Origin of the sequence: Micromonospora sp. DT227 (assembly GCF_049841835.1) — a bacterium.
Taxonomy (GTDB): domain Bacteria; phylum Actinomycetota; class Actinomycetes; order Mycobacteriales; family Micromonosporaceae; genus Micromonospora.
Map to the genome: position 1 here is coordinate 72721 of NZ_JBNCLA010000004.1, position 22824 is coordinate 95544.

22 protein-coding genes are annotated in these 22824 nt (G+C 73.6%); 5 read left to right on the forward strand and 17 right to left on the reverse strand.

Annotation, left to right across the window (positions count from 1 at the left end; translation table 11 throughout):
• Positions 1–68: 68 nt before the first annotated feature.
• The 6 genes from secF to ruvC all read right to left on the reverse strand — a co-directional run bounded on the left by secF (position 69) and on the right by ruvC (position 6110).
• On the reverse strand, positions 69–1256 hold the full coding sequence (gene secF / locus ACLQ2W_RS15465; RefSeq protein ID WP_425787030.1) for a protein translocase subunit SecF: 1188 nt from the start codon (positions 1254–1256) through the stop codon (positions 69–71).
• A gap of 1 nt (position 1257) precedes the next feature.
• Complete coding sequence (secD, locus tag ACLQ2W_RS15470; RefSeq protein WP_425787031.1) at positions 1258–3174, reverse strand: protein translocase subunit SecD; 1917 nt, start codon at positions 3172–3174, stop codon at positions 1258–1260.
• 224 nt (positions 3175–3398) lie between these two features.
• On the reverse strand, positions 3399–3743 hold the full coding sequence (gene yajC, locus ACLQ2W_RS15475) for a preprotein translocase subunit YajC (protein WP_425787032.1): 345 nt from the start codon (positions 3741–3743) through the stop codon (positions 3399–3401).
• 138 nt (positions 3744–3881) lie between these two features.
• Positions 3882–4946: a Holliday junction branch migration DNA helicase RuvB gene (gene ruvB, locus ACLQ2W_RS15480; RefSeq protein WP_405093577.1), complete on the reverse strand. Its 1065-nt coding sequence runs from the start codon at positions 4944–4946 to the stop codon at positions 3882–3884.
• Between the two features lie 34 nt (positions 4947–4980).
• Entirely contained in the window at positions 4981–5583 is a 603-nt protein-coding gene (gene ruvA / locus ACLQ2W_RS15485) for a Holliday junction branch migration protein RuvA (RefSeq protein WP_357300388.1), read from the reverse strand.
• Positions 5580–6110 (reverse strand): crossover junction endodeoxyribonuclease RuvC, encoded by a 531-nt coding sequence (gene ruvC / locus ACLQ2W_RS15490; protein WP_405093576.1) that lies wholly within the window; start codon positions 6108–6110, stop codon positions 5580–5582. The genes ruvA and ruvC overlap by 4 nt, the downstream gene beginning before the upstream one ends.
• 184 nt (positions 6111–6294) lie before the next feature.
• Here ruvC and ACLQ2W_RS15495 point away from each other — a divergent pair, with 184 nt between their 5' ends.
• Both ACLQ2W_RS15495 and ACLQ2W_RS15500 read left to right on the forward strand, forming a co-directional pair.
• The gene (locus tag ACLQ2W_RS15495; protein WP_425787033.1) at positions 6295–7077 is read left to right on the forward strand and encodes a 3-hydroxybutyrate dehydrogenase; all 783 of its coding nucleotides are present in this window, start codon (positions 6295–6297) and stop codon (positions 7075–7077) included.
• A gap of 14 nt (positions 7078–7091) precedes the next feature.
• Positions 7092–9011 carry a helix-turn-helix domain-containing protein gene (locus ACLQ2W_RS15500; protein ID WP_425787034.1) on the forward strand — a complete coding sequence of 640 codons (1920 nt, stop codon included), beginning with the start codon at positions 7092–7094 and terminating at the stop codon, positions 9009–9011.
• 41 nt (positions 9012–9052) lie between these two features.
• On the opposite strand, the gene ACLQ2W_RS15505 is transcribed toward ACLQ2W_RS15500, so the two are convergent.
• The 3 genes from ACLQ2W_RS15505 to ACLQ2W_RS15515 form a co-directional block, all read right to left on the reverse strand.
• On the reverse strand, positions 9053–9661 hold the full coding sequence (locus ACLQ2W_RS15505; protein ID WP_405093574.1) for a TetR/AcrR family transcriptional regulator: 609 nt from the start codon (positions 9659–9661) through the stop codon (positions 9053–9055).
• 11 nt (positions 9662–9672) lie between these two features.
• A complete protein-coding gene (locus ACLQ2W_RS15510; protein ID WP_405093573.1) occupies positions 9673–11238 on the reverse strand; it encodes an MFS transporter in 1566 nt (521 codons plus the stop codon).
• 324 nt (positions 11239–11562) lie between these two features.
• Entirely contained in the window at positions 11563–12624 is a 1062-nt protein-coding gene (locus ACLQ2W_RS15515) for an FAD-dependent monooxygenase (RefSeq protein ID WP_425787036.1), read from the reverse strand.
• Positions 12625–12679: 55 nt separating this feature from the next.
• Between ACLQ2W_RS15515 and ACLQ2W_RS15520 the strand changes: the two genes are divergently transcribed.
• Positions 12680–13237: a TetR/AcrR family transcriptional regulator gene (locus ACLQ2W_RS15520; RefSeq protein WP_425787038.1), complete on the forward strand. Its 558-nt coding sequence runs from the start codon at positions 12680–12682 to the stop codon at positions 13235–13237.
• Between the two features lie 87 nt (positions 13238–13324).
• Here ACLQ2W_RS15520 and ACLQ2W_RS15525 read toward each other — a convergent pair whose 3' ends face one another.
• The 6 genes from ACLQ2W_RS15525 to ACLQ2W_RS15550 all read right to left on the reverse strand — a co-directional run bounded on the left by ACLQ2W_RS15525 (position 13325) and on the right by ACLQ2W_RS15550 (position 18693).
• Positions 13325–13978: a transcriptional regulator gene (locus ACLQ2W_RS15525; RefSeq protein ID WP_425787039.1), complete on the reverse strand. Its 654-nt coding sequence runs from the start codon at positions 13976–13978 to the stop codon at positions 13325–13327.
• 75 nt (positions 13979–14053) lie between these two features.
• The gene (locus tag ACLQ2W_RS15530) at positions 14054–15073 is read right to left on the reverse strand and encodes a branched-chain amino acid ABC transporter permease (RefSeq protein WP_425787040.1); all 1020 of its coding nucleotides are present in this window, start codon (positions 15071–15073) and stop codon (positions 14054–14056) included.
• Positions 15070–15951, reverse strand: a complete 882-nt coding sequence (locus tag ACLQ2W_RS15535; RefSeq protein ID WP_281939640.1) for a branched-chain amino acid ABC transporter permease — start codon at positions 15949–15951, stop codon at positions 15070–15072. The genes ACLQ2W_RS15530 and ACLQ2W_RS15535 overlap by 4 nt, the downstream gene beginning before the upstream one ends.
• Position 15952: 1 nt before the next feature.
• Positions 15953–17209 (reverse strand): ABC transporter substrate-binding protein, encoded by a 1257-nt coding sequence (locus ACLQ2W_RS15540; protein ID WP_425787042.1) that lies wholly within the window; start codon positions 17207–17209, stop codon positions 15953–15955.
• A gap of 43 nt (positions 17210–17252) precedes the next feature.
• On the reverse strand, positions 17253–17945 hold the full coding sequence (locus ACLQ2W_RS15545) for an ABC transporter ATP-binding protein (protein ID WP_425787044.1): 693 nt from the start codon (positions 17943–17945) through the stop codon (positions 17253–17255).
• Entirely contained in the window at positions 17932–18693 is a 762-nt protein-coding gene (locus tag ACLQ2W_RS15550) for an ABC transporter ATP-binding protein (protein WP_425787046.1), read from the reverse strand. The genes ACLQ2W_RS15545 and ACLQ2W_RS15550 overlap by 14 nt, the downstream gene beginning before the upstream one ends.
• 422 nt (positions 18694–19115) lie before the next feature.
• Here ACLQ2W_RS15550 and ACLQ2W_RS15555 point away from each other — a divergent pair, with 422 nt between their 5' ends.
• Positions 19116–19298, forward strand: coding sequence for a hypothetical protein (locus ACLQ2W_RS15555; RefSeq protein ID WP_425787048.1), 183 nt, complete (start codon positions 19116–19118; stop codon positions 19296–19298).
• On the opposite strand, the gene ACLQ2W_RS15560 is transcribed toward ACLQ2W_RS15555, so the two are convergent.
• On the reverse strand, positions 19282–20358 hold the full coding sequence (locus ACLQ2W_RS15560; protein ID WP_405093564.1) for an alcohol dehydrogenase catalytic domain-containing protein: 1077 nt from the start codon (positions 20356–20358) through the stop codon (positions 19282–19284). The two genes, ACLQ2W_RS15555 and ACLQ2W_RS15560, sit on opposite strands and share 17 nt — an antisense overlap.
• 138 nt (positions 20359–20496) lie before the next feature.
• On the opposite strand from ACLQ2W_RS15560, the gene ACLQ2W_RS15565 reads away from it, so the two are divergent.
• Positions 20497–21669, forward strand: a complete 1173-nt coding sequence (locus tag ACLQ2W_RS15565; RefSeq protein WP_425787050.1) for an acyl-CoA dehydrogenase family protein — start codon at positions 20497–20499, stop codon at positions 21667–21669.
• Positions 21670–21677: 8 nt separating this feature from the next.
• Here the strand turns inward: ACLQ2W_RS15565 and ACLQ2W_RS15570 are convergent, their stop codons facing one another.
• A complete protein-coding gene (locus ACLQ2W_RS15570) occupies positions 21678–22715 on the reverse strand; it encodes an aminotransferase class V-fold PLP-dependent enzyme (protein ID WP_425787052.1) in 1038 nt (345 codons plus the stop codon).
• Positions 22716–22824: the final 109 nt, after the last annotated feature.

A 22824-nucleotide genomic window follows, 5' to 3' on the forward strand; every position in this document is an offset into this window, starting at 1 on the left:
ACGGCGTCCGTCATGCCGTGGTAACAGCATGACGGACGCCGTCCGGTCGATCTTCTCGGGTCCTGCGGTCAGCGGCGCTTCGCGCCGCCCGGCCGGTTGCCTCCGCCACCGCTGGGCCGACCGCCCCGGGCGCCGCTGGGGCGCTTGCCGGTCGGCCGGGAGCCGACCTTGGGGGCGGCGCCGGCCAGCGCCGCGTCCGCCTCGATCGGCTGGTCACCGGTCGACGCGGGACGCGGGGCGCCCTTCGGCGTGACCTCGCCGCGGGCGATGGCCGCCCGGCGGGAGAGCACCCGCTTGTTGTGCGCGCTGATCCGCGGGTCCTGGTTCTTCAGCAGCACCAGCAGCGGGGTGGCCAGCAGGATCGAGGTCAGGAACGCCACCGCCATGCCGACGAAGAGCACCAGGCCCAGGTCCTTCAGGGTGCCGGCGCCGAGCAGGCCGGCGCCGATGAACAGCAGGCCGCCGACGGGGAGCAGCGCCACCACCGACGTGTTCAGCGAACGCATGAGGCTCTGGTTGAGCGCCAGGTTCGACGCCTCGCCGTAGGTGAGGTTGTTGTTCGCGGTGATGCCCCGCGTGTTCTCCTGCACCTTGTCGAAGACCACCACCACGTCGTAGAGCGCGAAGCCCAGGATGGTGAGGAAGCCGATGATCGTCGACGGCGTGACCTCGAAGCCGACAAGCGAGTAGATGCCGGAGGTGAGGACCAGGTTGGTGAGCAGCGAGACGATCGCGGCGACCGCCATCCGCCACTCGAAGCGCAGCACCAGGTAGATCGACACCACGGCGAGGAAGATCAGCAGGCCGAGGAACGCGCGGGAGGTGACCTGGCTGCCCCAGGCCTCGGAGACCTGGCTGCCGCTGATCTGGTCGGCCGGGATGCCGAACTCCTGCGCCATCGCGGTCTTGGCCGCGTTGGCCTGCTCCTGGCTGAGCTGCCCGGTGCGCATCTCGTAGGTCTCGCCGCCGGCCCCGCCGACCTTCTGCGCGGTGACCACCTCGACGCCGGGGGCCTCCTTGGCCAGCACGTCGTCGATGGTGCGCTCGGCCTGGTCGAGCGTGCCGACGCTGGCCGGCACCTGGAACGAGTTGCCGCCGGCGAACTCGATGCCGAGCTTGAACCCGTTGATCGCGAAGCTCAGCACCGCGATCAGCACCAGCGCGCCGGCCACGCCGAACCACAGCTTGCGCTTGCCGACGATGTTGAGATCGGCCTCGCCCCGGTAGAGCCGGGCGGCCAGACCACTCTTAGCCATCTCAGGCCTCCTTGACGCGCGGGTTGCGGGCGGTGCCCGGCTCGGCCGACCGGGCCGGCAGCGCCCGGCCCAGACCGCTGACCCGCGGGGACAGGAACGCCCGGGTGCGGGCGAACATCGTCATGATCGGGTGACGGAAGAGGAACACGACGACCAGGTCGAGCACGGTCGCCAGGCCGAGCGCGAAGGCGAAGCCCTTCACCGCGCCGACCGACACGATGTAGAGCACCACGGCCGACATCAGCGTGATGGCGTTCGCCGAGATGATCGTCCGGCGGGCCCGGATCCAGGCGCGGGGCACCGCGCTGCGCGGGCTGCGGCCCTCGCGGATCTCGTCCTTGAGGCGTTCGAAGTAGATGACGAACGAGTCCGCCGCCACACCGAGTGAGACGATCATGCCGGCAATGCCGGCGAGCGTGAGCGTGAAGCCGATCGACCGGCCCAGCACCACCAGCGCGCCGAAGACCAGCAGCGCGGAGAGCACCAGGCTGAGGAAGATGACCGAGCCCAGCAGCCGGTAGTAGAAGAACGAGTAGATGATGACCAGCAGCATGCCGATGCCGGCGGCCAGCAGGCCGGCCCGCAGGTGGCTGTCACCAAGCGTCGCGGTGACGTTCTGGCTCTCCTGCGGCTCGAACGTGACCGGCAGCGCGCCGTAGCGGAGCTGGCTGGCCAGCGCGTTCGCCGACTTGTTGTCGAAGCTGCCGGTGATCTGCGAGTCGCCGGTGAGCACGCCCTGGATCTCCGGCGAGGAGACGATCTCGTTGTCCAGCACCACGGCGACCCGGCACTTGCCGTCCTGGCCGAGCGCGGTCTGGTCGCAGGCCTGGCCCTCGTTGTTGAACGCCTCGCGGGTCAGCGCGGTCCACTTCTCCTGACCGTCACCCTTGAAGGTGAGGCTGACCACCCAGGCGCTGGTCTGGTCGAGCTGGGCGGAGGCGTTCTTGACGTCGGTGCCCTCCACCTTGGCCACGTCGAGCAGGTACTTGGCGCCGGACTCGCACGCCACCGCCTTCTGCTTCGGGTCGTTGATCGAGCCGGCCGGCCGCTTGTCGAGCTGGGCACAGGTGATGGTCGGGACGTTGAACTGCATCTCGACCGGGAGCACCGCGGTCTCCTGCGGGGAGAGCGTGCCGAACGGCTTGAACGCGGCGGCCTGCGCCGGGTCGGCCGGGGCCTGGAGCCCGGAGGCGGCGGCCCAGGCGGCCGCGCCCACCTTCTGCTCGACGGCCTTGCGCTGCTGCTCGATGCTCTGCGGCACCGGCGCGGCGCTGGCGCTCGGACTCGGCGCGGCGCTCGCCGGGGCCGACGGCGTCGGCGTGGCGCTGGCGCTCGGCGCGGGGGCCATGCCGCCCTGCCCGCCGGCGCTCGGCGACGCGGTGACCTTGGCGCTGGCGCTCGGCTTCGGCGACGCGCTGCCGGACGGCTTCGGTGAGGCGCTGCCCGAGGGCTTGGCGCTGCCGGACGGGGCCGCCGAGGCGCTGGGGCTCGGCGGCGGGGCGGCGGCCGCGCCGCTGCCGTCGGTGGCCTTGAGCACCTTGCGGAAGCGCAGCTCGGCGGCGCTGCCCACGTCGGTCAGGTCACGGTTCTCGCCGGGCAGGGAGATGACGATGTTCCGGTTGCCCTCGGTGACCACCTCCGCCTCGGCCACGCCGTAGGCGTTGACCCGGCTCTCGATGATCTGGCGCGCCTCTTCGAGGTTCTCGGCGGTCGGCGGCTTGCCGTCCACCGTGTTGGTGGCCTCGAGCGTCAGCCGGGTGCCGCCGATGAGGTCCAGGCCGAGCCGGGGCTCCAGCCGGTCCTTCCAGCCACCGCTGGCGCCGCCCGAGAAGAACACCAAAAGATAGAGGACGACGAAGATGAACCCGAGCACGGCGAGTTGCCGTCCGGGGCGCATCTGTCCCTGAGGTGGTGCCACGGCTGTCCTGTCTCCCTGTACGGTCGCGCCGCTTCCACGGCGGCGACACCTGTCGGGCCGGGGGTGTCCGCCCGACTGCTCCGGCTGGCCGGCACCGGCGACCGGCACGCAGACCCCGGCGCGACGCGGGGGCGTCGCGCGGGTCCGGCCGCGTGCCGACGACGGACGCCGACCCAACTATCCACTTGTGGGGGTGTTTCCGCTGCCCCGTCCGGGGCGACTGGTCACTCCTTGATCGGCTCGGCTTCCTCGCTGATGGTCTCGGCCTCGGGCGCCTCGGCCCGCTTGACCACCCGGGCCACGGCGGGACGCGCGTACCGGGTCTGCACACCGGGGGCGACCTCGAGCAGGACCGTCTCGTCCTCGACCACGGTGACCGTGCCGTGCAGGCCGCCGATGGTGACCACCTCGTCGCCCGGGGCGAGAGCGGACTGCATCTGCTCCGCCTCCCGGCGGCGCTTCTGCTGCGGACGGATCATCATGAAGTACATGACGACGAAGAGCAGAGCGATCATGAGGATCGGCGTCAGACCGCCGGCTCCCCCGCCACTCGCTGCTGCGTAAAGCACGGTGTCGACCTTCCGGTTGGCCCCCGCCGGCCCCGGGGGGCACCGCAGCGGAGGCGGATTCTCACGTCCTGTACAGACCGCGGCGAAGTCTAGTCCCTGCTCCTGAGAAGACCGAATGCGGCACAGATCACGTTAGGATCACGGCCGATCGGTCTGCGTCGAGAACAGATCGGGGCCCGAAGGGGCTTCCATGCCAAATGTACCATTCGGGGGGTTGCGCCCCAGGTGCCGCCAGGCCGCCTCGGTCGCCACCCGGCCCCGGGGCGTCCGGGCCAGCAGCCCGGCCCGCACCAGGAACGGCTCGCAGACCTCCTCGACCGTGTCCGGCTGCTCCCCCACCGCCACCGCGAGGGTGGAGACCCCGACCGGGCCGCCCCGGAACGAGTCCACCAGCGCCTTGAGCACCGCCCGGTCGAGCCGGTCCAGGCCGAGCGCGTCCACGTCGTAGACGGTCAGCGCGGACCGGGCGGTCTCCACCGTGACCACGCCGTCGGCGCGGACCTCGGCGTAGTCCCGGACCCGGCGCAGCAGCCGGTTGGCGATCCGCGGCGTGCCCCGGGACCGGCCGGCGATCTCCGCCGCGCCCTCCGGCGTGATCGGCACGCCGAGGATCCGGGCGGACCGGTGCAGCAGCGTCTTGAGGTCGGCCGGGGAGTAGAAGTCCAGGTGCGCGACGAAGCCGAACCGGTCGCGCATCGGGCCGGTCAGCAGACCCGACCGGGTGGTGGCGCCGACCAGCGTGAACGGTTCCACGTCCAGCGGGATGGCGGTCGCGCCGGGCCCCTTGCCCACCACCACGTCGACCCGGAAGTCCTCCATGGCGCTGTAGAGCAGTTCCTCGGCCGGCTTGGCGATCCGGTGGATCTCGTCGATGAACAGCACGTCGCCCTCGGCGAGGCTGGTCAGGATCGCGGCCAGGTCGCCGGACCGCTCGATCGCCGGCCCGCTGGTCACCCGGATGCCGGCGCCCAGCTCGGCCGCCACGATGTTGGCCAGGCTGGTCTTCCCGAGCCCGGGCGGGCCGGAGAGCAGGATGTGGTCGGGCGGGGAACCGCGCCGCATCGCGCCCTGCAACAGCAGGTCGAGCTGGTCGCGGACCCGGTCCTGGGCGATGAACTCGGCGAGCCGCTTCGGCCGGACGCTGGCCTCCGCGTCCAGCTCCGCGTCGCTGACGTACGCCGAGACCAGGTTCTCGTTGCTCATCCGCGCGCTCCCCCCGACGGCCGGCCGACCGACCTCATCGGGTGCGGCCCAGCAGGCGGATGGCCTGCTTGAGCAGGACCGGCACCGGCGGGGTCGCACCGTCGACGGTCTCCGCGACCGCGGCCACCGCCTGCTCGGCCTGGGCCGCCGACCAGCCGAGCCCGACCAGCGCCTGACGCACCTGCTCCGGCCAGGCGCCGGCGGTCACCCCGGCCGCGCCGTCCGGGCCGATCGCCACCGGACCGATCCGGTCGCGCAGCTCCAGCACCAGCCGCTCGGCGCCCTTCTTGCCGATCCCCGGCACCCGGGTCAGCGCCGCGGTGTCGGCGTTGGCGATGGCCTTGCGGACCGCGTCCGGGGTGTGCACGGCGAGCACCGCCTGGGCCAGCCGCGGGCCGACCCCGCTCGCGGTCTGGAGCAGCTCGAACAGCTGCTTGGCGTCGTCGTCGGCGAAGCCGTAGAGGGTGAGCGAGTCCTCCCGGACCACCAGGCTGGTGGCCAGCCGGGCCGGCTGGCCGACCCGCAGGTCGGCGAGCGTGCCGGGGGCGCACTGTACGGCCAGGCCGATGCCGCCCACCTCCACCACCGCGTGATCCGGACCGGTCGCGGTCACGGTGCCGCGCACACTCGCGATCATCGTCGCGCCCCTCCTCGTCGGGCCTCGTCGGCGGCCGCGGCCAGCTTGGACCGGGTGCCGCCCCGCCAGACGTGACAGATGGCCAGCGCCAGCGCGTCGGCGGCGTCGGCCGGTTTCGGCGGCTCCGCCAGCCGCAGCAGGCGGGTGACCATGGTGGTCATCTGCTTCTTGTCGGCCTGACCGGAACCGGTCACCGCCGCCTTCACCTCGCTCGGGGTGTAGGTCGTCACCGGCAGCCCGGCCCGCGCGCCGGCGAGCACCGCGATGCCGCTCGCCTGGGCGGTGCCCATCACGGTGCGCACGTTGTGCTGGCTGAACACGCGTTCCACGGCGACCGCGTCCGGCCGGTGCTCGGCGACCAGGTCGGTGAGCGACCGGTCCAGGTGCAGCAGGCGCAGCGGCAGGTCGTCCCCGGGATCGGTGTGGACGACGTAGTAGGCGACAAGCGTGCAGGCGCGCCCGGGGAAGCCCTCGACCACGCCGACCCCGCACCGGGTCAGCCCCGGGTCGACGCCCAGCACGCGCACGCCGCCTCCTCCCCGAGCCGTCAGCAGTACGTGTGTTCGACACACCCTACTGGTCGGGTCCGACCAGCGGACGGGCGGACACGCCGGGGGCGGAACGGGGCGGAACGCACCACACACCGAAGCGGTCGAGTATGTGTCGCCGCCCCATGTGCCCGGGGCCACACGCCTCGTAACTTCTTGCGCCATGACGGCAGAACCCGTGGCGGTCCCCCACGTCGTACACGTCGACCTCTCCGGTCGCAGCGCGCTGGTGACCGGTGGTGGCAGCGGCATCGGACGGGCCTGCGCCCTGCGGCTGGCGGCGGCCGGCGCCTCGGTCGTGGTGCTGGACCGCAACGTGGAGGCGGCCAAGGCGGTCGCCGCCGAGGCCGGCGGCCGGGCCGAGGGCGTCGACCTGGCCGACCCGGAGGCGGTGGGCCGGCTCGAGGTGGACGCCGACATCGTGGTGAACAACGCCGGCCTGCAGCACGTCGCGCCGGTGCAGGAGTTCCCGGTCGAGCGGTTCGAGTACATCCAGCGGGTGATGGTCGAGGCGCCGTTCCTGTTGATCCGCCGGGCGCTGCCCCGGATGTACGCGAACGGCTGGGGGCGGATCGTCAACATCTCCTCGGTGCACGGGCTGCGCGCCTCGCCGTTCAAGGCGGCGTACGTCTCGGCGAAGCACGCCCTCGAAGGGCTGTCCAAGGTGGTCGCGCTGGAGGGCGCCGCGCACGGCGTGACGGCCAACTGCATCAACCCGGCGTACGTGCGGACCGCGCTGGTGGAGAGCCAGATCGCCGACCAGGCGGCCAGTCACGGCATCGGCGAGGACGAGGTGATCGAGAAGATCATGCTGGCGCGGGCGGCGATCAAGCGGCTGATCGAGCCGGAGGAGGTGGCGGAGTTGGTGGCGTACCTGTGCGCGCCGCCGGCCGCGTTCCTCACCGGCGCCTCGATCGCCCTCGACGGGGGCTGGACGGCCAACTAGTGGCGCCGCGCACAATGTCGGTCATGTCGTCGCCGGTGGAGTTCCTGGAGCTGCTGGCGCGTGAGGCCGCCGCGGTCGAGTTCGAGGGTCCGCTGGTCGCCGCGCGCGCCGCCGGCCTGCCCGCCGACCGGCTGGCGGAGCTGGAGCAGGCGAAGGTGGTGGCGCTACGGGTGCGGGCGCTGCTGGAGCGCCGCCGGCGCCGGGAGACCGAGCTGTCCGGCCTGTACGACACCGCCAGCGACCTGGCCGGCCTGCGGGACCTGGACGACGTGCTGCGCGCGATCGTGCACCGGGCCCGGATCCTGCTCGGCACCGACGTGGCGTACATGACGCTCAACGACGACGAGCGCGGCGACACGTACATGCGGGTCACCGACGGGTCGATCTCGGCCCGGTTCCAGCGGCTGCGGCTGGAGATGGGCGACGGGCTGGGCGGTCTGGTGGCGCAGACCGGCACCCCGTACGTCACCTCGAACTACCAGGAGGACGAACGGTTCCGGCACACCGGGGAGATCGACGGCGGGGTGGGCGAGGAGGGCCTGGTGGCCATCCTGGGGGTGCCGCTGCGGCTGGGCTCCAGCGTGATCGGCGTGCTCTACGCGGCCAACCGGTCGGCGCGCCCGTTCGCCCGGGAGGAGGTGTCGCTGCTGGTCTCGCTGGGGGCGCACGCCGCGGTGGCGATCGACACCGCGCGGCTGCTGGCCGAGACGCGGGCCGCGTTGGCGGAGTTGTCGGCGGCGAACGGCACGATCCAGGCGCACAGCAGCTCGGTGGAGCGGGCCGCCGCCGCGCACGACCGGATGACCGCGCTGGTGGTACGCGGCGGCGGGATGGAGGACGTGGCGGCCGCGGTGACCGAGGTGCTCGGCGGCGCGCTGCTGGCGTTGGACGCCGAGGGGCGGCGGCTGGCCCGGGTCGGCGAGATCGACGAGCCGGACCGGGCGGACATCGTGGAGGCGGTCGCCGCGTCGCGCACCGAGGGGCGCAGCGTACGCCGGGGCCCGCTCTGGTACGCCGCGGTGGTGGCCGGCACCGAGAACCTGGGCGCGCTGGTGCTGCGCCCGGACGACGAGCTGGTCGACGCCGACCAGCGCATCCTGGAGCGGGCCGCGCTGGTGACCGCGTTGCTGCTGCTGTTCCGCCGCACGGTGGCCGAGGCGGAGGGGCGGGTCCGGGGCGAGCTGCTGGACGACCTGATCGCCCGCCCGTTGCGGGACGCCGACGCGCTGCGCGGCCGGGCCCGCCGGATCGGGGTGGACCTGGACGCCCCGCACGTGCTGGTGGCGGTCGGTGACGACGCGTTCGCCGAGACCGGTTCGGCCCGGCAGCGGGTGCTCTCCTGGGCCACCACGTACGCCTCGACGCGGGGCGGGCTGGCCGCGGCGCGGGACGGCCGGGTGGTGCTGATGCTGCCCGGCCGGGACGCCGGCGGCGCGGCCCGCGCGGTGGCCCGGGACCTGTCCCGGGTGACCGGCCGCCCGGTGACCGCCGGGGCGAGCGGGCCGTCGACCGGTCCGGCGTCGCTGGCGGTCGCGTTCGCCGAGGCGGAGCGTTGCCTGACCGCGCTCGGCGCGTTGGGCCGGGCCGGGCAGGGCGCGAGCACCGCGGAGCTGGGCTTCGTCGGGCTGCTGCTCGGGGCGGTCGGCGACGCCGGCGACCGGGACGTGGCCCGGTTCCTCACCGCCACCGTGGGGCCGGTGGTCGACTACGACGCCCGGCGGGGCACCGCGCTGGTGCGGACGCTGGAGGCGTACTTCGGGGTGGGCGGCAGCCTGGCCCGGGCGGCCGAGCAGCTGCACGTGCACGTCAACACCGTGACCCAGCGGCTGGAGCGGGTCGGGCAGTTGCTCGGCGCCGACTGGCAGAAGCCGGAGCGGGCGCTGGAGGTGCAGCTCGCGCTGCGCCTGCACCGGCTGCGCACCCCGGCCGGCTGACGTCGGCGCGCACCCCGGCCGGCGGGCGCGCGGGCCGGGCGTCAGCGGACGCGCAGGCCGTCCAGGACGGCGTCCACGATCCGCTCGGGCAGGATGCGTTCGTCCAGCTCGGGGTGCCAGTGCAACATGCGCTGGGTGAGCATCGGCGCGGTGAGCAACGCCATGGCCACCTCGATGTCGAGGTCGGCACGCAACTCGCCGCTGTCCATCGCGCGGCGCAGCACGTCGCGCATGGCCTGCCGCCGGGGCTCGATGATCGCCTCGTAGGCCTGCCGGTGGGCGGAGCTGCGGCTCACCTCGGGCACCAGGCAGGGCATGATCTTGCGGGCCCGGGGGTCGGTGTGCTGGCCGACGGCGCCGACCAGCAGCACCAGGTCGTCCCGGACGGAACGCCCGCCGGGGCGGGGCGGGACGCCCTTGAGCCGGCGCAGCGCGTCCAGCAGCAGCGCCTCCTTGCCCGACCAGCGGCGGTAGATGGTGGCCTTGCCGACCCCGGCCCGGGCCGCGATCGCCTCGATGGAGAGCGCCTCGATCGTGCTGCCCTCGGCGAGCAGGTCGAGGGTGGCTTCCACGATCGCCTCGTCGGCGCGGGTGCTCCGCGGTCGACCCGGCGATCGCGGAGCACCCGTCGTGGACGTCATGTCAGACATTGTCCACGAACCTACGCGGTCCCGGCCAACTCCGGCTCGGTGGCCGGGGCGGCGTCGGGCGCGACGACCGCCCGCCCCGGCATCCACCGCACCACGATCACGATGCCGAGCGCGGCCACCAGCGCGGAGATGCCGGCGGCCCAGTGCATCGCGGAGACGAAGGAGTCGTTGGCGGCGTCGATCAGTCGCGGCGCGGCCGGGCCGAGGCGGTCGGCGACCGCGTACGCGCCGGAGACCGACTCCCGGGCGGCGTCTCGGACCGGGGCGGGCAGCGCGGCCACCGCGGGGCCGACCTGGTCGCGGTAGACCGCGGAGAGCACCGAGCCGAGCACCGCCACGCCGAGCGCGCCGGCCACCTGGCGGACCGTGTTGCTGACCGCCGAGCCCACGCCGGCCTTCTCGCGAGGCAGCGCCGACATGATCGACTCGGTGGCCGGCGGCATGATGTTGGCCATTCCGGCGCCCTGCACGAAACCCACCGCCGAGAAGATCCAGATGGGCGTGTCCGCGTCGATGAACACGAACGCGGCGAGCGCGATCGTGGTCAGCAGCAGCCCGACCGCGGCGACCGCCCGGCCGCCGTAGCGACGGACCATCGCGGCGCTGCGCGGCGCGAAGATCAGCTGGGCGGCCGCGAAGGGCAGGAAGAGCAGGCCGCTCTCCAGCGGGCTGTAGCCACGCACGAGCTGGAGGTAGAACGCGCCGAAGAACATCACGCCCATGGCGGCGAAGAAGACCAGCCCGACCAACGCCACCGGGGCGGCGAACCGGGGCACCCGGAACAGTCGCACGTCCAGCGACGGGTGGTCACTGCGCAGCTCGTGGGCGACGAACCAGCCGAGCACCGCGAGCCCGCCGACGATCGCGGCCCAGACCTGCGGCCGGCCGAAGCCGTGCTCGCCACCGTCGATGATGCCGTAGGTGAGGGCGACCAGGCCGACCACGGAGAGCAGCACGCCGAGCACGTCCACCCGGCCGGGAGCGGGGTCCCGGGACTCGGGGACCAGCATCGCCACCAGCGCCACGCCGACGACCACCACCGGCACGTTGATCAGGAAGACCGAGCCCCACCAGAAGTGCTCCAGCAGGGCGCCGCCGAGCACCGGGCCGATGGCCACGGCGAGACCGACCGCGCCGGCCCAGACGCCGATCGCGCGGGCGCGCTCGCGCGGGTCGAAGACGTTGGAGATGATCGAGAGCGTCACCGGCATGATGGCGGCGCCGCCGACGCCCATCAGGGCCCGCGCGCCGATGAGCTGCGCCGGGTCCTGCGCGTACGCGGAGAGCAGCGAGGCCAGCCCGAACAGCACCAGCCCGAGGATCAGGAAGCGCCGGCGGCCGAACCGGTCGCCGAGCACGCCGAACGTGAAGAGCAGGCCGGCGAAGACGAGGGTGTAGGAGTTGATCGCCCACTCCAGGTCGCCCTGGCTGGCGCCGAGGCCGTGCACCGGGTCGGCGAGCGTACGCAGGGCGACGTTGAGGATGGTGTTGTCGAGGACGACCACGAGCAGGCTGATCACCAGCACGCCCAGGATCGCCCACCTCCTCGGGTGCCCGGTGTTTTCGTGCGCTTCCATCTGGGTTCTCCCCCCGACTCACCCGCGTCCGAATACGATACGGGGCAGACTCGTAACGCTGCCGAGCGTAGGTGAGCGAGTTTCGATACGGAACAGGTCCGTATCGAATGTGTGCCAGGTCACGCCAGTGCGCCCCCACCCCCATACGCGGGCCCGCACCGGGCCTCAGACGCCCCGCCCCGCCGCCACGCGCCGCCCCCCATGCGCCTGTTTCACGGAAAGAGTGGCCTTCGGGGCCCAGTTAGCCACTCTTTCCGTGAAACAGGGTGCCGGGGCGTCGGGGCCCCGGGGGCGGGGGCGTGGGCGGGGGCGGGCGGGGGGGGCTCAGGCCGGTGGGCCTGCGGCCAGCGCCAGCCGAAGCACCGCGTCCCGCACCGGCAGCAGCCGCCGGGCCTGGGCGAGCCGCCCGGCCCACCGCGCGCCGGCCGCGATCCGCTGGGTGGGCCGGCGTCGGCGCCTGTCGTACGCCCGCAGCGCGGCCGGCAGGTCGTCGGCGTCGCGGACGCAGTCGGCCAGCGCGACCGCGTCGATCAGCGCCTGGCAGGCGCCCTGCCCGAGGTCGGGGGTCATGGCGTGGGCGGCGTCGCCGAGCAGTGCCGTCCGGCCGGCCACGTAGGACGGCAGCGGCGTCAGGTCGCGGATCTCGTGCCGCAGGACGCCGGGCGGGGTGAGGACGTCCAGCACCCGGCGCACCGGCGGGTGCCAGTCACCGAAGAGGCGGCGCAGCTCGGCGACGTCGTCCACCGGCGCGGGATGCCCTTTCGGGAGGCGCACCGAGGCGTACCAGTTGGTCCGCCCGTCACCGATCGGCGTGAGCCCGAACCGGCGGCCCCGCCCCCAGGTCTCACCCCCCTCGGACAGTTCCACGTCAGCCACCCCGCGCCAGGCCACCGCGCCGGCGTAGCGCAGCGGACAGCGCTGCCCGTGCAACGCGACGCGGACCACGCTGTTGATCCCGTCCGCGCCGACCACCAGGTCGTACGCGTCGACGAGCGCGCCCGGGTCGACGACCGGCGCGGCGAATCGCAGCGCCGGTCCGGGCAGCGCGCCGGCCAGCGCCGCGAGCAGCGCCGGCCGGGTGATGAGGTGGACCGGCTCGCCGTGGCGGCGTTCCAGCCGGTCGACGTCGATGGCGGCGATGCGGCTTCCGTCCGGTCGCCGGATCGATCCGCCGCCCTGCCGGCGGGCCCGCCGACGCACCTCGTCGCCCACGCCGAGCGTGTCCAACGCGCGCATCGCCGTGGGCCAGATGCCGAGGCCGGTCCCGGTCTCCGGCAGCCCGGCGGACCGCTCCAGGACCGTGACCTCCCAGCCTGCGGCGCGTAACCCGATGCCCGCCGCCAGCCCTCCGATGCCGCCACCGACCACCACCGCCCGACCCGCCATGCCGGCCACCGTACTACAGATGTAGTCGCTTTCACTACACCTGTAGTCTGATCCGGTGACCGATCGCCGGCAGCTCCTGCTCGACGCCGCCATCCGGGTGCTCGGCACCCGGGGTCCGCGGCAGCTCACCCACCGGGCGGTGGACGCCGAGGCGGGCCTGCCCGAGGGCTCCGCGTCCAACCGGTTCCGCACCCGGGAGGCGCTCGTCGACGGCGTCCTCGCCCGGCTGGTCGAGGTGGAGACGCTGGCCTGGCAGCGGCTCGCCGTCGATCTGCCACCCGGGGACGTCGCCGGCTTCACCCGCGTGCTCGGCCGGCTGATCCGCCGGTTCACCGAGGAGGAGCGGGTGGTCACGCTGGCCCGGTACGCGCTGTTCGTGGAGGCGGCCGTGCGGCCCGAACTACGGCCCGCCATCGAGGCCGGGCGGGCACGGCTGGCCGAGTGGGGGGTACCGCTGGTCGCGGCGCTCGGCTCCACCGATCCGGCGACCCACTTCCGGAGCCTGCTCGCGCTCGTCGACGGGCTCCTCGGCAACCAGCTCGCCGCCCCCGAGGAGGCGTTCGATCCGGAGTCGGCGGTGGCCGCCCTGCTGCACGGCTTCCGCGCCGGCTGAACGCCCGCCGACGGCGCACCCGCCAACGGCCCGCCCGCCGACGGCGCTCCCCGCCAAGCAGGCGCCCACCAAGCGGGGCGCCCATCTCTACCGGAGGCGTTGAGCGGGGGCCCCGCCTTCCAGGCAGGCGGCGGTGGCCTCGGCGAGGGTGGTGAGGCGGCGCGGGGCGGCAGGGCCGGGCGGGAACGGCTCGATCCAACCCGGCCCGGCGGCGAGCAGACGGACGTCCGGGACGTCCCGCCGGAGCCGGACCAGGCGGTACGCCCGACCGGTCACCGGGGTCTGCGACCAGACCACCACCACCCGGGGCCGGACCCGGGCCACCGCGCTGGCCAGCGCGGACCAGGGCAGGGCCGAGCCCAGATGCAGGCAGCCCCGACCGTGCTCGCGCAGCGCCGCCGCCAGGGCGTGCAGCCCCAGGCAGTGCGTCTCGTGCTCGGCGCCGGCGAGCAGCACCCCCTCGACCGGCAGCGGTCGGGTCGGTTCCCGGCGGAACACGTCCAGCCCGACCCGGACGCCCTCGGACAGGGCGTGCTCGACCGCGATCTCGGCGGCGCTGTGCCCGCGCAGCGCGCCCAGCAGCGGCAGGCAGACCTGCTCCCAGAAGGACGTGACCCCGACCTCGGCGGCGAGGTCGAGCACCAGCCCGGCGACCTGGTTGTCGTCCAGGTCCTCGGCGGCGGTGATGAGCCGTTTACGGGCCGACTCGGCGGCCCCGGCCGGCATGTTCTCGGTCAGCAACGGACGTACCCCCGGGTAGCTCTTCTACCTGGGGGTTCGTCCGGGCGGCCCGATCCGGATGCGCCACCGGGAGGTTCATTCGCGCCGGGCGGCTCCCCGACGCCGGGCCAGGTGCGCGACAGTGCCCCAGACGCCCCGCCGGAACAGCAGCACGACCAGCACGAAGATGCCGCCGGTGACCAGCCCGATGGCCTCGAACCCGGAGAACGACAGCCAGTCCTCCAGCCGGACCACCAGCGCCGCGCCGAGCACGCCGCCCCACAGCGTGCCGATGCCGCCGAGCACCACCACGATGACCGCCTTGCCGGACGTGGTCCAGTGCAGCACGTCCAGCGAGACGAACCGGTGACCGACGGCGAACAGCCCGCCGCCGAGCCCGGCGAGGAACCCGGAGAGCACGAACGCGGTCAGCTTGTAACGGTGCACCGGGTAGCCCAGCGCGCGGGCCCGCGCCGGGTTGTCCCGGATGCCGACCAGCACCCGGCCGAACGGCGAGTGCACGATCCGCCACGCCGCGAGCAGCCCGAGCAGCACGATCGGCAGGATCGCGTAGTAGAAGTAGTAGTCGTCGGTGAAGTCGGCGCCGAAGAACGCGCGCGGCACGCCCTGGAGGCCGTTCTCGCCCTGGGTCACCGAGCGCCACTCGTTGGCCACGTAGTAGACCATCTGCGCGAACGCCAGCGTGACCATCGCGAAGTAGATCCCGGTGCGCTTCACCGCCAGGTAGCCGATCGGCAGCGCGAGCAGCGCCGCGGCCAGCGCCCCGGCCAGCACCGCGGCCGGGAACGGCAGGCCGGCGTGGATCGCGACCAGCCCGGTGACGTACGCCGAGGTGCCCCAGAACGCGGCGTGCCCGAACGACATCAGCCCGGTGAAGCCGAGCAGCAGGTCCACCGAGACGGCGAACAGCGCCCAGCACAGGATGTCCACCGCGACCGCCGGGTAGAGCCCGTTGGGCAGCCAGAGCGCCACCAGCAGGCCGGCGGCCAGCAGCGCGTACCGGACCCAGCCGGGCGCCCGCGCGACGGCGAGCAGCCCGGACCGGGCAGCCGGACGGGCCGATTCCTCGGTGGGGGTGTCCACCGTACTGCTCACGCGGGTGCCTCCTCACGGCCGAACAGGCCGGCCGGGCGCCACAGCAGCACGGCGGCCATCACCACGAACACGACGGTCTGCGACACGAGCGGGTAGTCGGACAGGTACGCCTCGCCCCACGCCTGTATCAGGCCGATGCCGAAGCCGGCGGCGACCGAGCCGAAGATCGAGCCGAGCCCGCCGATCACCACCACCGCGAAGACCACGATGATCAGGTCGGCGCCCATCAGCGGGTTGACCGCCCGCATCGGGGCGGCGAGCACCCCGGCCAGCCCGGCGAGCGCGATGCCGAAGCCGAAGACCGGGGTGACCCACCTCCCCACGTCGATGCCGAACGCCCGGGTCAGCTCCGGCCGCTCGGTGGCGGCCCGGACCACCATGCCGATCCGGGTCCGCCCGAGCACCCACCAGACCGCCACGCAGAGCAGCACGGTGAAGCCGAGGATGAACACCCGGTACGTCGGGAAGTCGAACAGCCCGAAGTCGACGGTCCCGCTCAGCTCGGCGGGCGTGGCGTACGGGCTGGACTGCACGCCGTACCGGGACTTGACCAGGTCCTGCAGGATCAGCGTCAGGCCGAAGGTGAGCAGGAAGTTGTAGAGCGGGTCGAGCCGGGTGAGCCGGTGGATCACCGCCCGTTCCAGCGCCATGCCGAGCAGGCCCAGCGCCAGCGGCATGATCACCAACGCGGCCCAGAACGGTACGCCCGCCTCGGCCAGCAGCACGTACGCCCCGAACGCGCCGAGCATGTAGAACGCGCCGTGGGCGAAGTTCACCACCCGGAGCATGCCGAAGATGACCGCGAGCCCGAGGGCGAGCAGGGCGTAGAACGCCCCGCCCACCAGCCCGTTGAACGTGTTCTGCAGGAAGCCGGACATGTCAGAGCTTGCAGTCGGCCGACGGGGCGCGGAACGCCTCGGCCGCCGGGATGGTCTTCAGGATCTTCACGTAGTCCCACGGTTCCTTGACCTCGGCCTGCGGCTTCACCTGCGCCAGGTAGGCGTCGTGGACGACCCGGTGGTCCTCCGCGCGGATCTTGCCGTTGCGCAGGAACAGGTCGTTGATCTCCTTGCCCTCCAGCTCCTTGACCACGGCGTCGGCGTCGTCGGTGCCGGCGGCCTGCACCGCCTCCAGGTACTGCATGGCGGCGGAGTAGTTGGCCGCGTGCGCGAACGACGGCCGGGTGCCGGTCTCTTTCTGGAACCGGTCCGCCCACTCCCGGTTCTGCTTGTCGAAGTTCCAGTACCAGGCGTCGGTGTAGGTGGTGCCGGCCAGCGCGGCCGGGGTGAGCGAGTGGATGTCGGTGATGAACATCAGGCCGACGGCCAGCCCGACGCCCTTCTCCCGCAGCTTGAACTCGTTGTACTGCTTGACCACGTTGACCAGTTCCGCGCCGGCCTGCATGGTGCCGAGCACCTGCGGCTTCGGGTTCAGCGTCGGCGCCTTGAGCAGGAACGACGAGTAGTCGCCGCTGGTGTTCGGGAACGGCGCGCCGTCGGAGCCGACGACCTGCCCGCCGGCCGCGGTGATGGCGGCCGTGAAGCTCTTCTCCATGTCCTGCCCGAACGCGTAGTTCGGGTAGAGGATGTACCAGTTCTTGCCGACCTGCTCGGTGGTCACCGTGCCGGTGCCGTGCGCCAGCATGTAGGTGTCGTACGCGTAGTGGAACGTGTACTTGTTGCAGCTCTTGCCGGTCAGGTCCGTGGTCGCCGCGCCGATGTTGAAGTAGAGCTTCTTCTTCTCCTTGGCCACGTCGGCGACCTTCAGCGCGGCCGACGAGGTCGGCACGTCGAGGATCGCGTCGACGCCCTTGCGGTCGACCATCTCCTGGGCCTTGCTGTTGGCCACGTCCGGCTTGTTCTGGTGGTCGGCGGTCTCCACGCTGATGTTCTTCGTGACCGCGTCGTCGCCGTGCTTGGCCTTGAAGTCGGCGATGGCCATCTCCACGGCCTTGACCGAGTTGCGCCCGGACAGCTCCGAGTAGGCCCCCGACTGGTCGTTGAGCACGCCCAACACGATCTTGTCGCCGGTCAGCTTCGAGTCGCCGCCGGACTGCGGGCCACCGCCGCCGCAGCCGGCCACCAGCAGCGCCGCCGCCGAGGCGGCGGCCACACCCACGCTCCTACGCATGGTCATCCCTTCATCGCCGCGCGGTCCGCGCGGGTTCGGCCGTCGACTGTCAGATCCCGAGGTACGCCAGCAGCTCGCGTTCCCGCGAGCGCACCTCCGTGTTCTCCATCGCCTCCGCGATCCGGCCCTCGGCCAGCAGGTAGTGCCGGTCGGCGACGCCGGTGGCGAAGTGCAGGTTCTGTTCCACCAGCAGCACGGTCACGCCGTGCCGCTTGGCCTCCCGCAGCAGGTCGCCGACCTGCTGCACGAGCAGCGGCGACAGCCCCTCGGTGGGCTCGTCGCAGAGCAGCAGCCGGGCGCCCATGCGCAGCACCCGGGCCAGCGCGAGCATCTGCTGCTCGCCGCCGGAGAGCATGGTCGCGGCCGAGTCGCGCCGGGCGTGCAGCGCGGGGAACGCCTCGTACACCCGCGCCAGCGGCCACGGGTCCGGGCCGACCCGGGGCGGCAGCGTCAGGTTCTCGGTGACCGTGAGCGTGGCGTACGCGCCGCGGTCGTCGGGGACCCAGCCGAGCCCGGCCCGCGCCCGCTTGTACGCCGGCAGCCGGGAGATGTCCCGCCCGTCGAGGTGCACCGCGCCGCGCTGGCCGGGGTGCAGCCCCATCACGGACCGCAGCAGCGTGGACTTGCCGGCGCCGTTGCGCCCGACCAGCGTGACCACCTCGCCGGCGGCCACCTCCAGGCTCACCTCGCGCAGCACCTGGGCCTCGCCGTACCAGGCGGACAGGTTCTCAATGCGCAGCATCGCTGGCTCCCAGGTAGGCGGTGATGACCCGCTCGTCGGCGCGGACCTGCTCGTACGGCCCCTCGACCAGCACGGTGCCGGCCTGGAGGACGGTGACCGTGTCGGCGAGCCGGCCCACCACGCTCATGTTGTGCTCGACCATGACCACGGTCCGTCCGGTGCGGACGGTGGCGATCAGCTCGACGGTGCGGTCGACGTCCTCCAGGCCCATCCCGGCGGTCGGCTCGTCGAGCAGCAGCACCTTCGGGTCCAGGGCGAGCGCGAGGGCCAGCTCCAGGGCCCGCTTGCGCCCGTACGCGAGCGCCTCGGCCGGGGCCTCGGCGAGGTCGGCGAGACCGACCATGGCCAGCAGCTCGTCGGCCCGGTCCCGGTAGCGGCGCATCAGCTTCGCGGACCGCCAGAACCGCCAGCCCAGCCCGCTGGACGACTGGAGCGCCAACTCGACGTGCTCGCGCGCGCCGAGCTGCGGGAAGAGGCTGGTGATCTGGAACGACCGGGCCACACCGAGCCGGGCCACCCGCTCCGGGGGCAGCCCGGTGACGTCCCTGCCGTCCAGCTCGATGCGGCCACCGCTGGGCGGCAGGAAGCCGGTGAGCAGGTTGAACAGCGTGGTCTTGCCGGCGCCGTTCGGGCCCACCAGGGCGTGCACGGTGCCCGACGCCACGTCCAGGTCGACGCGATCGACGGCCCGGAAACCCCGGAAGTCCCGGGTCAGCCCACGGGCCGACAGGATCGCTTGCCCGGCCATCGCCTCACCCTCCGCAGGTCCGTCCGCCACGGCCGGGTCGGTGACCGGGGTCACAGGGCCGTCGCGTGCAGGAAACCTACGGGGCGTCGAACGGGTCGAGCCATGTCGATGCGCCACACATTCCCCCCGCCCGGCACGGGGCGGACCGCCACAGGCGCCGGGCACCGTCGACCCATCGGCAGCCGTCGACATGTGGCCCGGCACCGTGACCGGGCCGGCTCCCGCGACCGGGTAGCGGACCCGGCCCGGTGACCGGGTAGGGGGCTCACCGGCCGGGCGCTGCGGGCCATCGCCGGCCTGGGCCTGGACCGCCACGCGCGCTGGCATGTGGCGATCACGCTGATGGCGTACGTGAAGGGCGTCGCGGTCAACCTGGCGGCCGGCGCGCAGGCGGTGCAGGACACCGGGCTCACCGACGAGGAGTGGGTGGACGGCAGCAGGACACGTTCCACCGGCTGATGGCCGGCGGCCGACTGGCCACCATGGACGCGCTGACCGCCGGCGGCGTCGACCTGGACCTGGAGACGGTCTTCGACTTCGGTCTGCGACGGCTGCTCGACGGCGTCGCGGTCCTGGTCGACGGCGGGCTCAGTCCGGGAACGTGACCACCCAGCGGGCGCCCTCGCCCCGGGCCAGCCGGTCCAGCGCGGCGGGCGCCTCGGCCAGCGACACCGTGCCGCTGACCAGCGGCGCCAGGTCGAGGTCACCGGCGGCGAGCGCGGCGGCCAGCTCCGGCACCTCGCGGTCCGGGTCGGTCGAGCCGTAGACCGAGGAGCGCAGCGTCCGCGCCGAGTGGAAGATCTCCATCGCGGAGAGGCTGAGCAGGTCGTCCCGGCCGCCCATGCCGACCACGGTGACCGCGCCCCCGCGCCGGGTCGCCCGCCAGGCGGCGCGGATGGTGGCGGCCCGGCCGACGCACTCGAACGCGTGATCCACCCCGCGCCCGTCGGTGCGGGCCCGGATCTCCCGGCTCAGCGCGTCGTCGGCGGGCAGGAAGTCGGTCGCGCCGGCGGCCAGGGCCAGCTCCCGTTTCGCCGCCACCACGTCGACGGCGAGGATCGGCGCCGCGCCGGCCCGGCGCGCGGCGGTGAGCACGGCCAGCCCGACGCCGCCCAACCCGATCACCGCGACCGACTCGCCGGCGGCGACCCGGGCGGTGTTGCGGACCGCGCCGGTGCCGGTGAGCACCGCGCAGCCCAGCAGCGCCGCCTGCGCCGGCGGCAGCCCGGCCGGCACCGGCACGGCCGCCCGTTCCGGCACCACCACCTCCTCGGCGAGCGCGCCGAGCCCGAGCGTGACCTGCACCGGCTCCCCGTCGGCGGTCTCGCCGCGCGGCACCGAGGCGGCGCTGTTCGCGACACACAGCCAGGGCTCGCCGTGCCGGCAGTGCCAGCAGTCGCGGCAGGCGGGCGCCCAGTTGAGCACCACCGGCGTGCCCACGGGCAACGCGGTGCCCGGCCCGACCTCGGCCACCACGCCGGTCGCCTCGTGCCCCAGCACCAGCGGGTACCCGGGCGTCAACGTGCCCTGCACCATGGCCAGATCGGAGTGGCACAGGCCGGCCGCGCGGATCCGGACCCGCAGCTCACCCGGGCCCGGGGCGGGCAGGCGCACCTCCTCGACGGCCGGGGTCGCGCCCCGGCCGCGAACCACGAGCGCCCTCATCGCCGGACCGCCGGCAGCGGGCGCGGGACGGGCGGCGTGGCGACGGGATCCATGGCGTCCTTCGGGGCGGAGATCGACGGTGGGTCCTCGACGCTACCCCCGACTAGTTTGGAGCCGACGCCGACCCGAGGAGGCACCGTGGACTTCGCCCTGTCCGACGAGGAACGCGCGATCCGCGACACCGTCCGCGCGTTCGTCACCCGCGAGGTGATGCCGCTGGAGGCGGAGCTGCTGCGTCGCGAACGCGCCCACCGCCCCGGCCTGGACCGCACCGAGCTGCGCGAACTCCAGCTCAAGGCGAAGACGTTCGGCTTCTGGGGACTGGCCACCCCGGAGGAGTACGGCGGGATGGCGCTGCCGGCGGTCACGCAGTCGTTGATCTGGACCGAGCTGGGGCGCAGCTTCGTGCCGTTCCGCTTCGGCGGCGAGGCCGACAACATCCTGTTCCACGCCACCGAGGCGCAGAAGCGCGAGTTCCTGCTCCCCACCATCGCCGGGGACCGGATCTCCTGCTTCGCCATCACCGAGCCCGGGGCCGGCTCGGACGCGGCGAACATCAAGCTGCGCGCCCGCCGCGACGGCGACGACTGGATCCTCGACGGCGAGAAGACGTTCATCACCAACGGCAACGACGCCGACTTCGCCATCGTGGTGGCGGTCACCGACCCGGAGAAGGGCGCCCGGCGCGGCGGCGCCACCGCGTTCCTGGTCGACCGCGCGATGGGCTGGCGGTCGGAGTTCATCCCGACGATGGGCGAGGGCGGCCCCGCCGCGCTGGTCTTCGACGGCGTACGGGTGCCGCACCGCAACATCCTCGGCGAGATCGGGCAGGGCTTCACGCTCGGCATGGAGTGGATCGGCAAGGGCCGCTACACCATCCCCTCGCACGCGATCGGCATCGCCGAGCGGGCCCTCCAGATGGCGATCGACCATGCCAACACCCGGGAGACGTTCGGCGCGCCGATCGCCACCAACCAGGCCATCCAGTGGATGATCGCCGACTCGGAGACCGAGCTGGAGGCCGCCCGCTGGCTGATCCTGCGCTCGGCCTGGACCGTCGACCAGGGGCTGGACCCCCGGCACGCCGCCTCGATGGGCAAGCTCTACGGCGCCGGCATGGTCAACCGGGTGGTGGACCGGGTGCTCCAGATCCACGGCGGCATGGGCTACACCCGGGAGCTGCCGATCGAGCGCTGGTACCGGCAGGTGCGCCTGTACCGCATCTTCGAGGGCACCGACGAGATGCAACGGCTGATCATCGCGCGGGACCTGCTGCGCGGCTACACGAGGATCGGTGGCCACCTGGCCTGAGCCGGGGCTCAACCGGCCAGCGCCTCCAGTGCCAGGTCGACGTCCGCCTCGGTGGTGTAGAGGTGGAACGAGGCGCGCACCCGGCCGGCCCGCACCGCCGCCCGCACCCCGGCCCGGGCCAGCTTCTCCTGCGCGTCCGGCACCTCGACGGTGACGATCGCGCTGTCGCCGGGCGGTCGCCCCAGCCCGGCCAGGAACCGGTTGGCCAGCGCCACGTCGTGGTCGCGCACCGCCACCGGGTCGAGTTCGGTGAGCAGCTCCAGCACCGGGGCCGCGCCGGCGTAGCAGAGCCAGGACGGGGAGATGTCGAACCGGCGGGCGTCGTCGGCCAGCCGCAGCGGCAGGCCGTAGAACGAGGCGCTCGGGTCGCGGCCGGCGTACCAACCGGCGGCGTCGGCACGCATCCGCTCGCGCAGCGCCGGCGCCAGGTAGGCGAAGGCCGCACCACGCGGCGCCATCAACCACTTGTACGCCCCCACCAGCACCGCGTCCGCCCGGTCCGCCGCGAACGGCAGCCACCCGCAGGCCTGGGTGGCGTCGACCACCACGAGCGCGTCGTGTGCCCGGGCCGCCGCGACGATCTCGTCGTACGGGGCGACCGTGCCGTCGGCGGACTGCACCAGGCTGAACGCCACCAGGTCGGTTCCGGCGTCGATGGCGTCGACCAGGCCGTCGAGCGGGACGGTGCGCACCCGCACGCCGCGCTCCTCCTGCACCAACCAGGGGAACAGGATCGAGGTGAACTCGACCTCGGGCACCACCACCGTGGCGCCCGGCGGCAGCGCCGCCGCGATCGGCGCCGCCAGCTGGGAGACCGCCGCGCCGATGCTCACGTCGGCCGCGTCCACGCCGACCAGCCGGGCGAACGCGGCACGGGAGCGCCCGACCGACTCGTCCCACACCTCGAACGACACCCGTCCGGTACGCCAGTCGGCGAGCACCTGCTGCATCGCCGTCCACACCGGATCGGGCGGCAGCCCGTAGGTGGCGGTGTTCAACCAGCCCGGCTCCGGTTGCCACAACTTCCGTGCCTGCTCCAGCTCCATGTCACCGACGCTAACCACCCCCACCCCCACCCAAAACCGCCAATCCCACCCCCGTGGCCCACCCCACCCCCGTCCCTCCCCCGTCCCTCCCTCCCCTCCCCCACTCCCC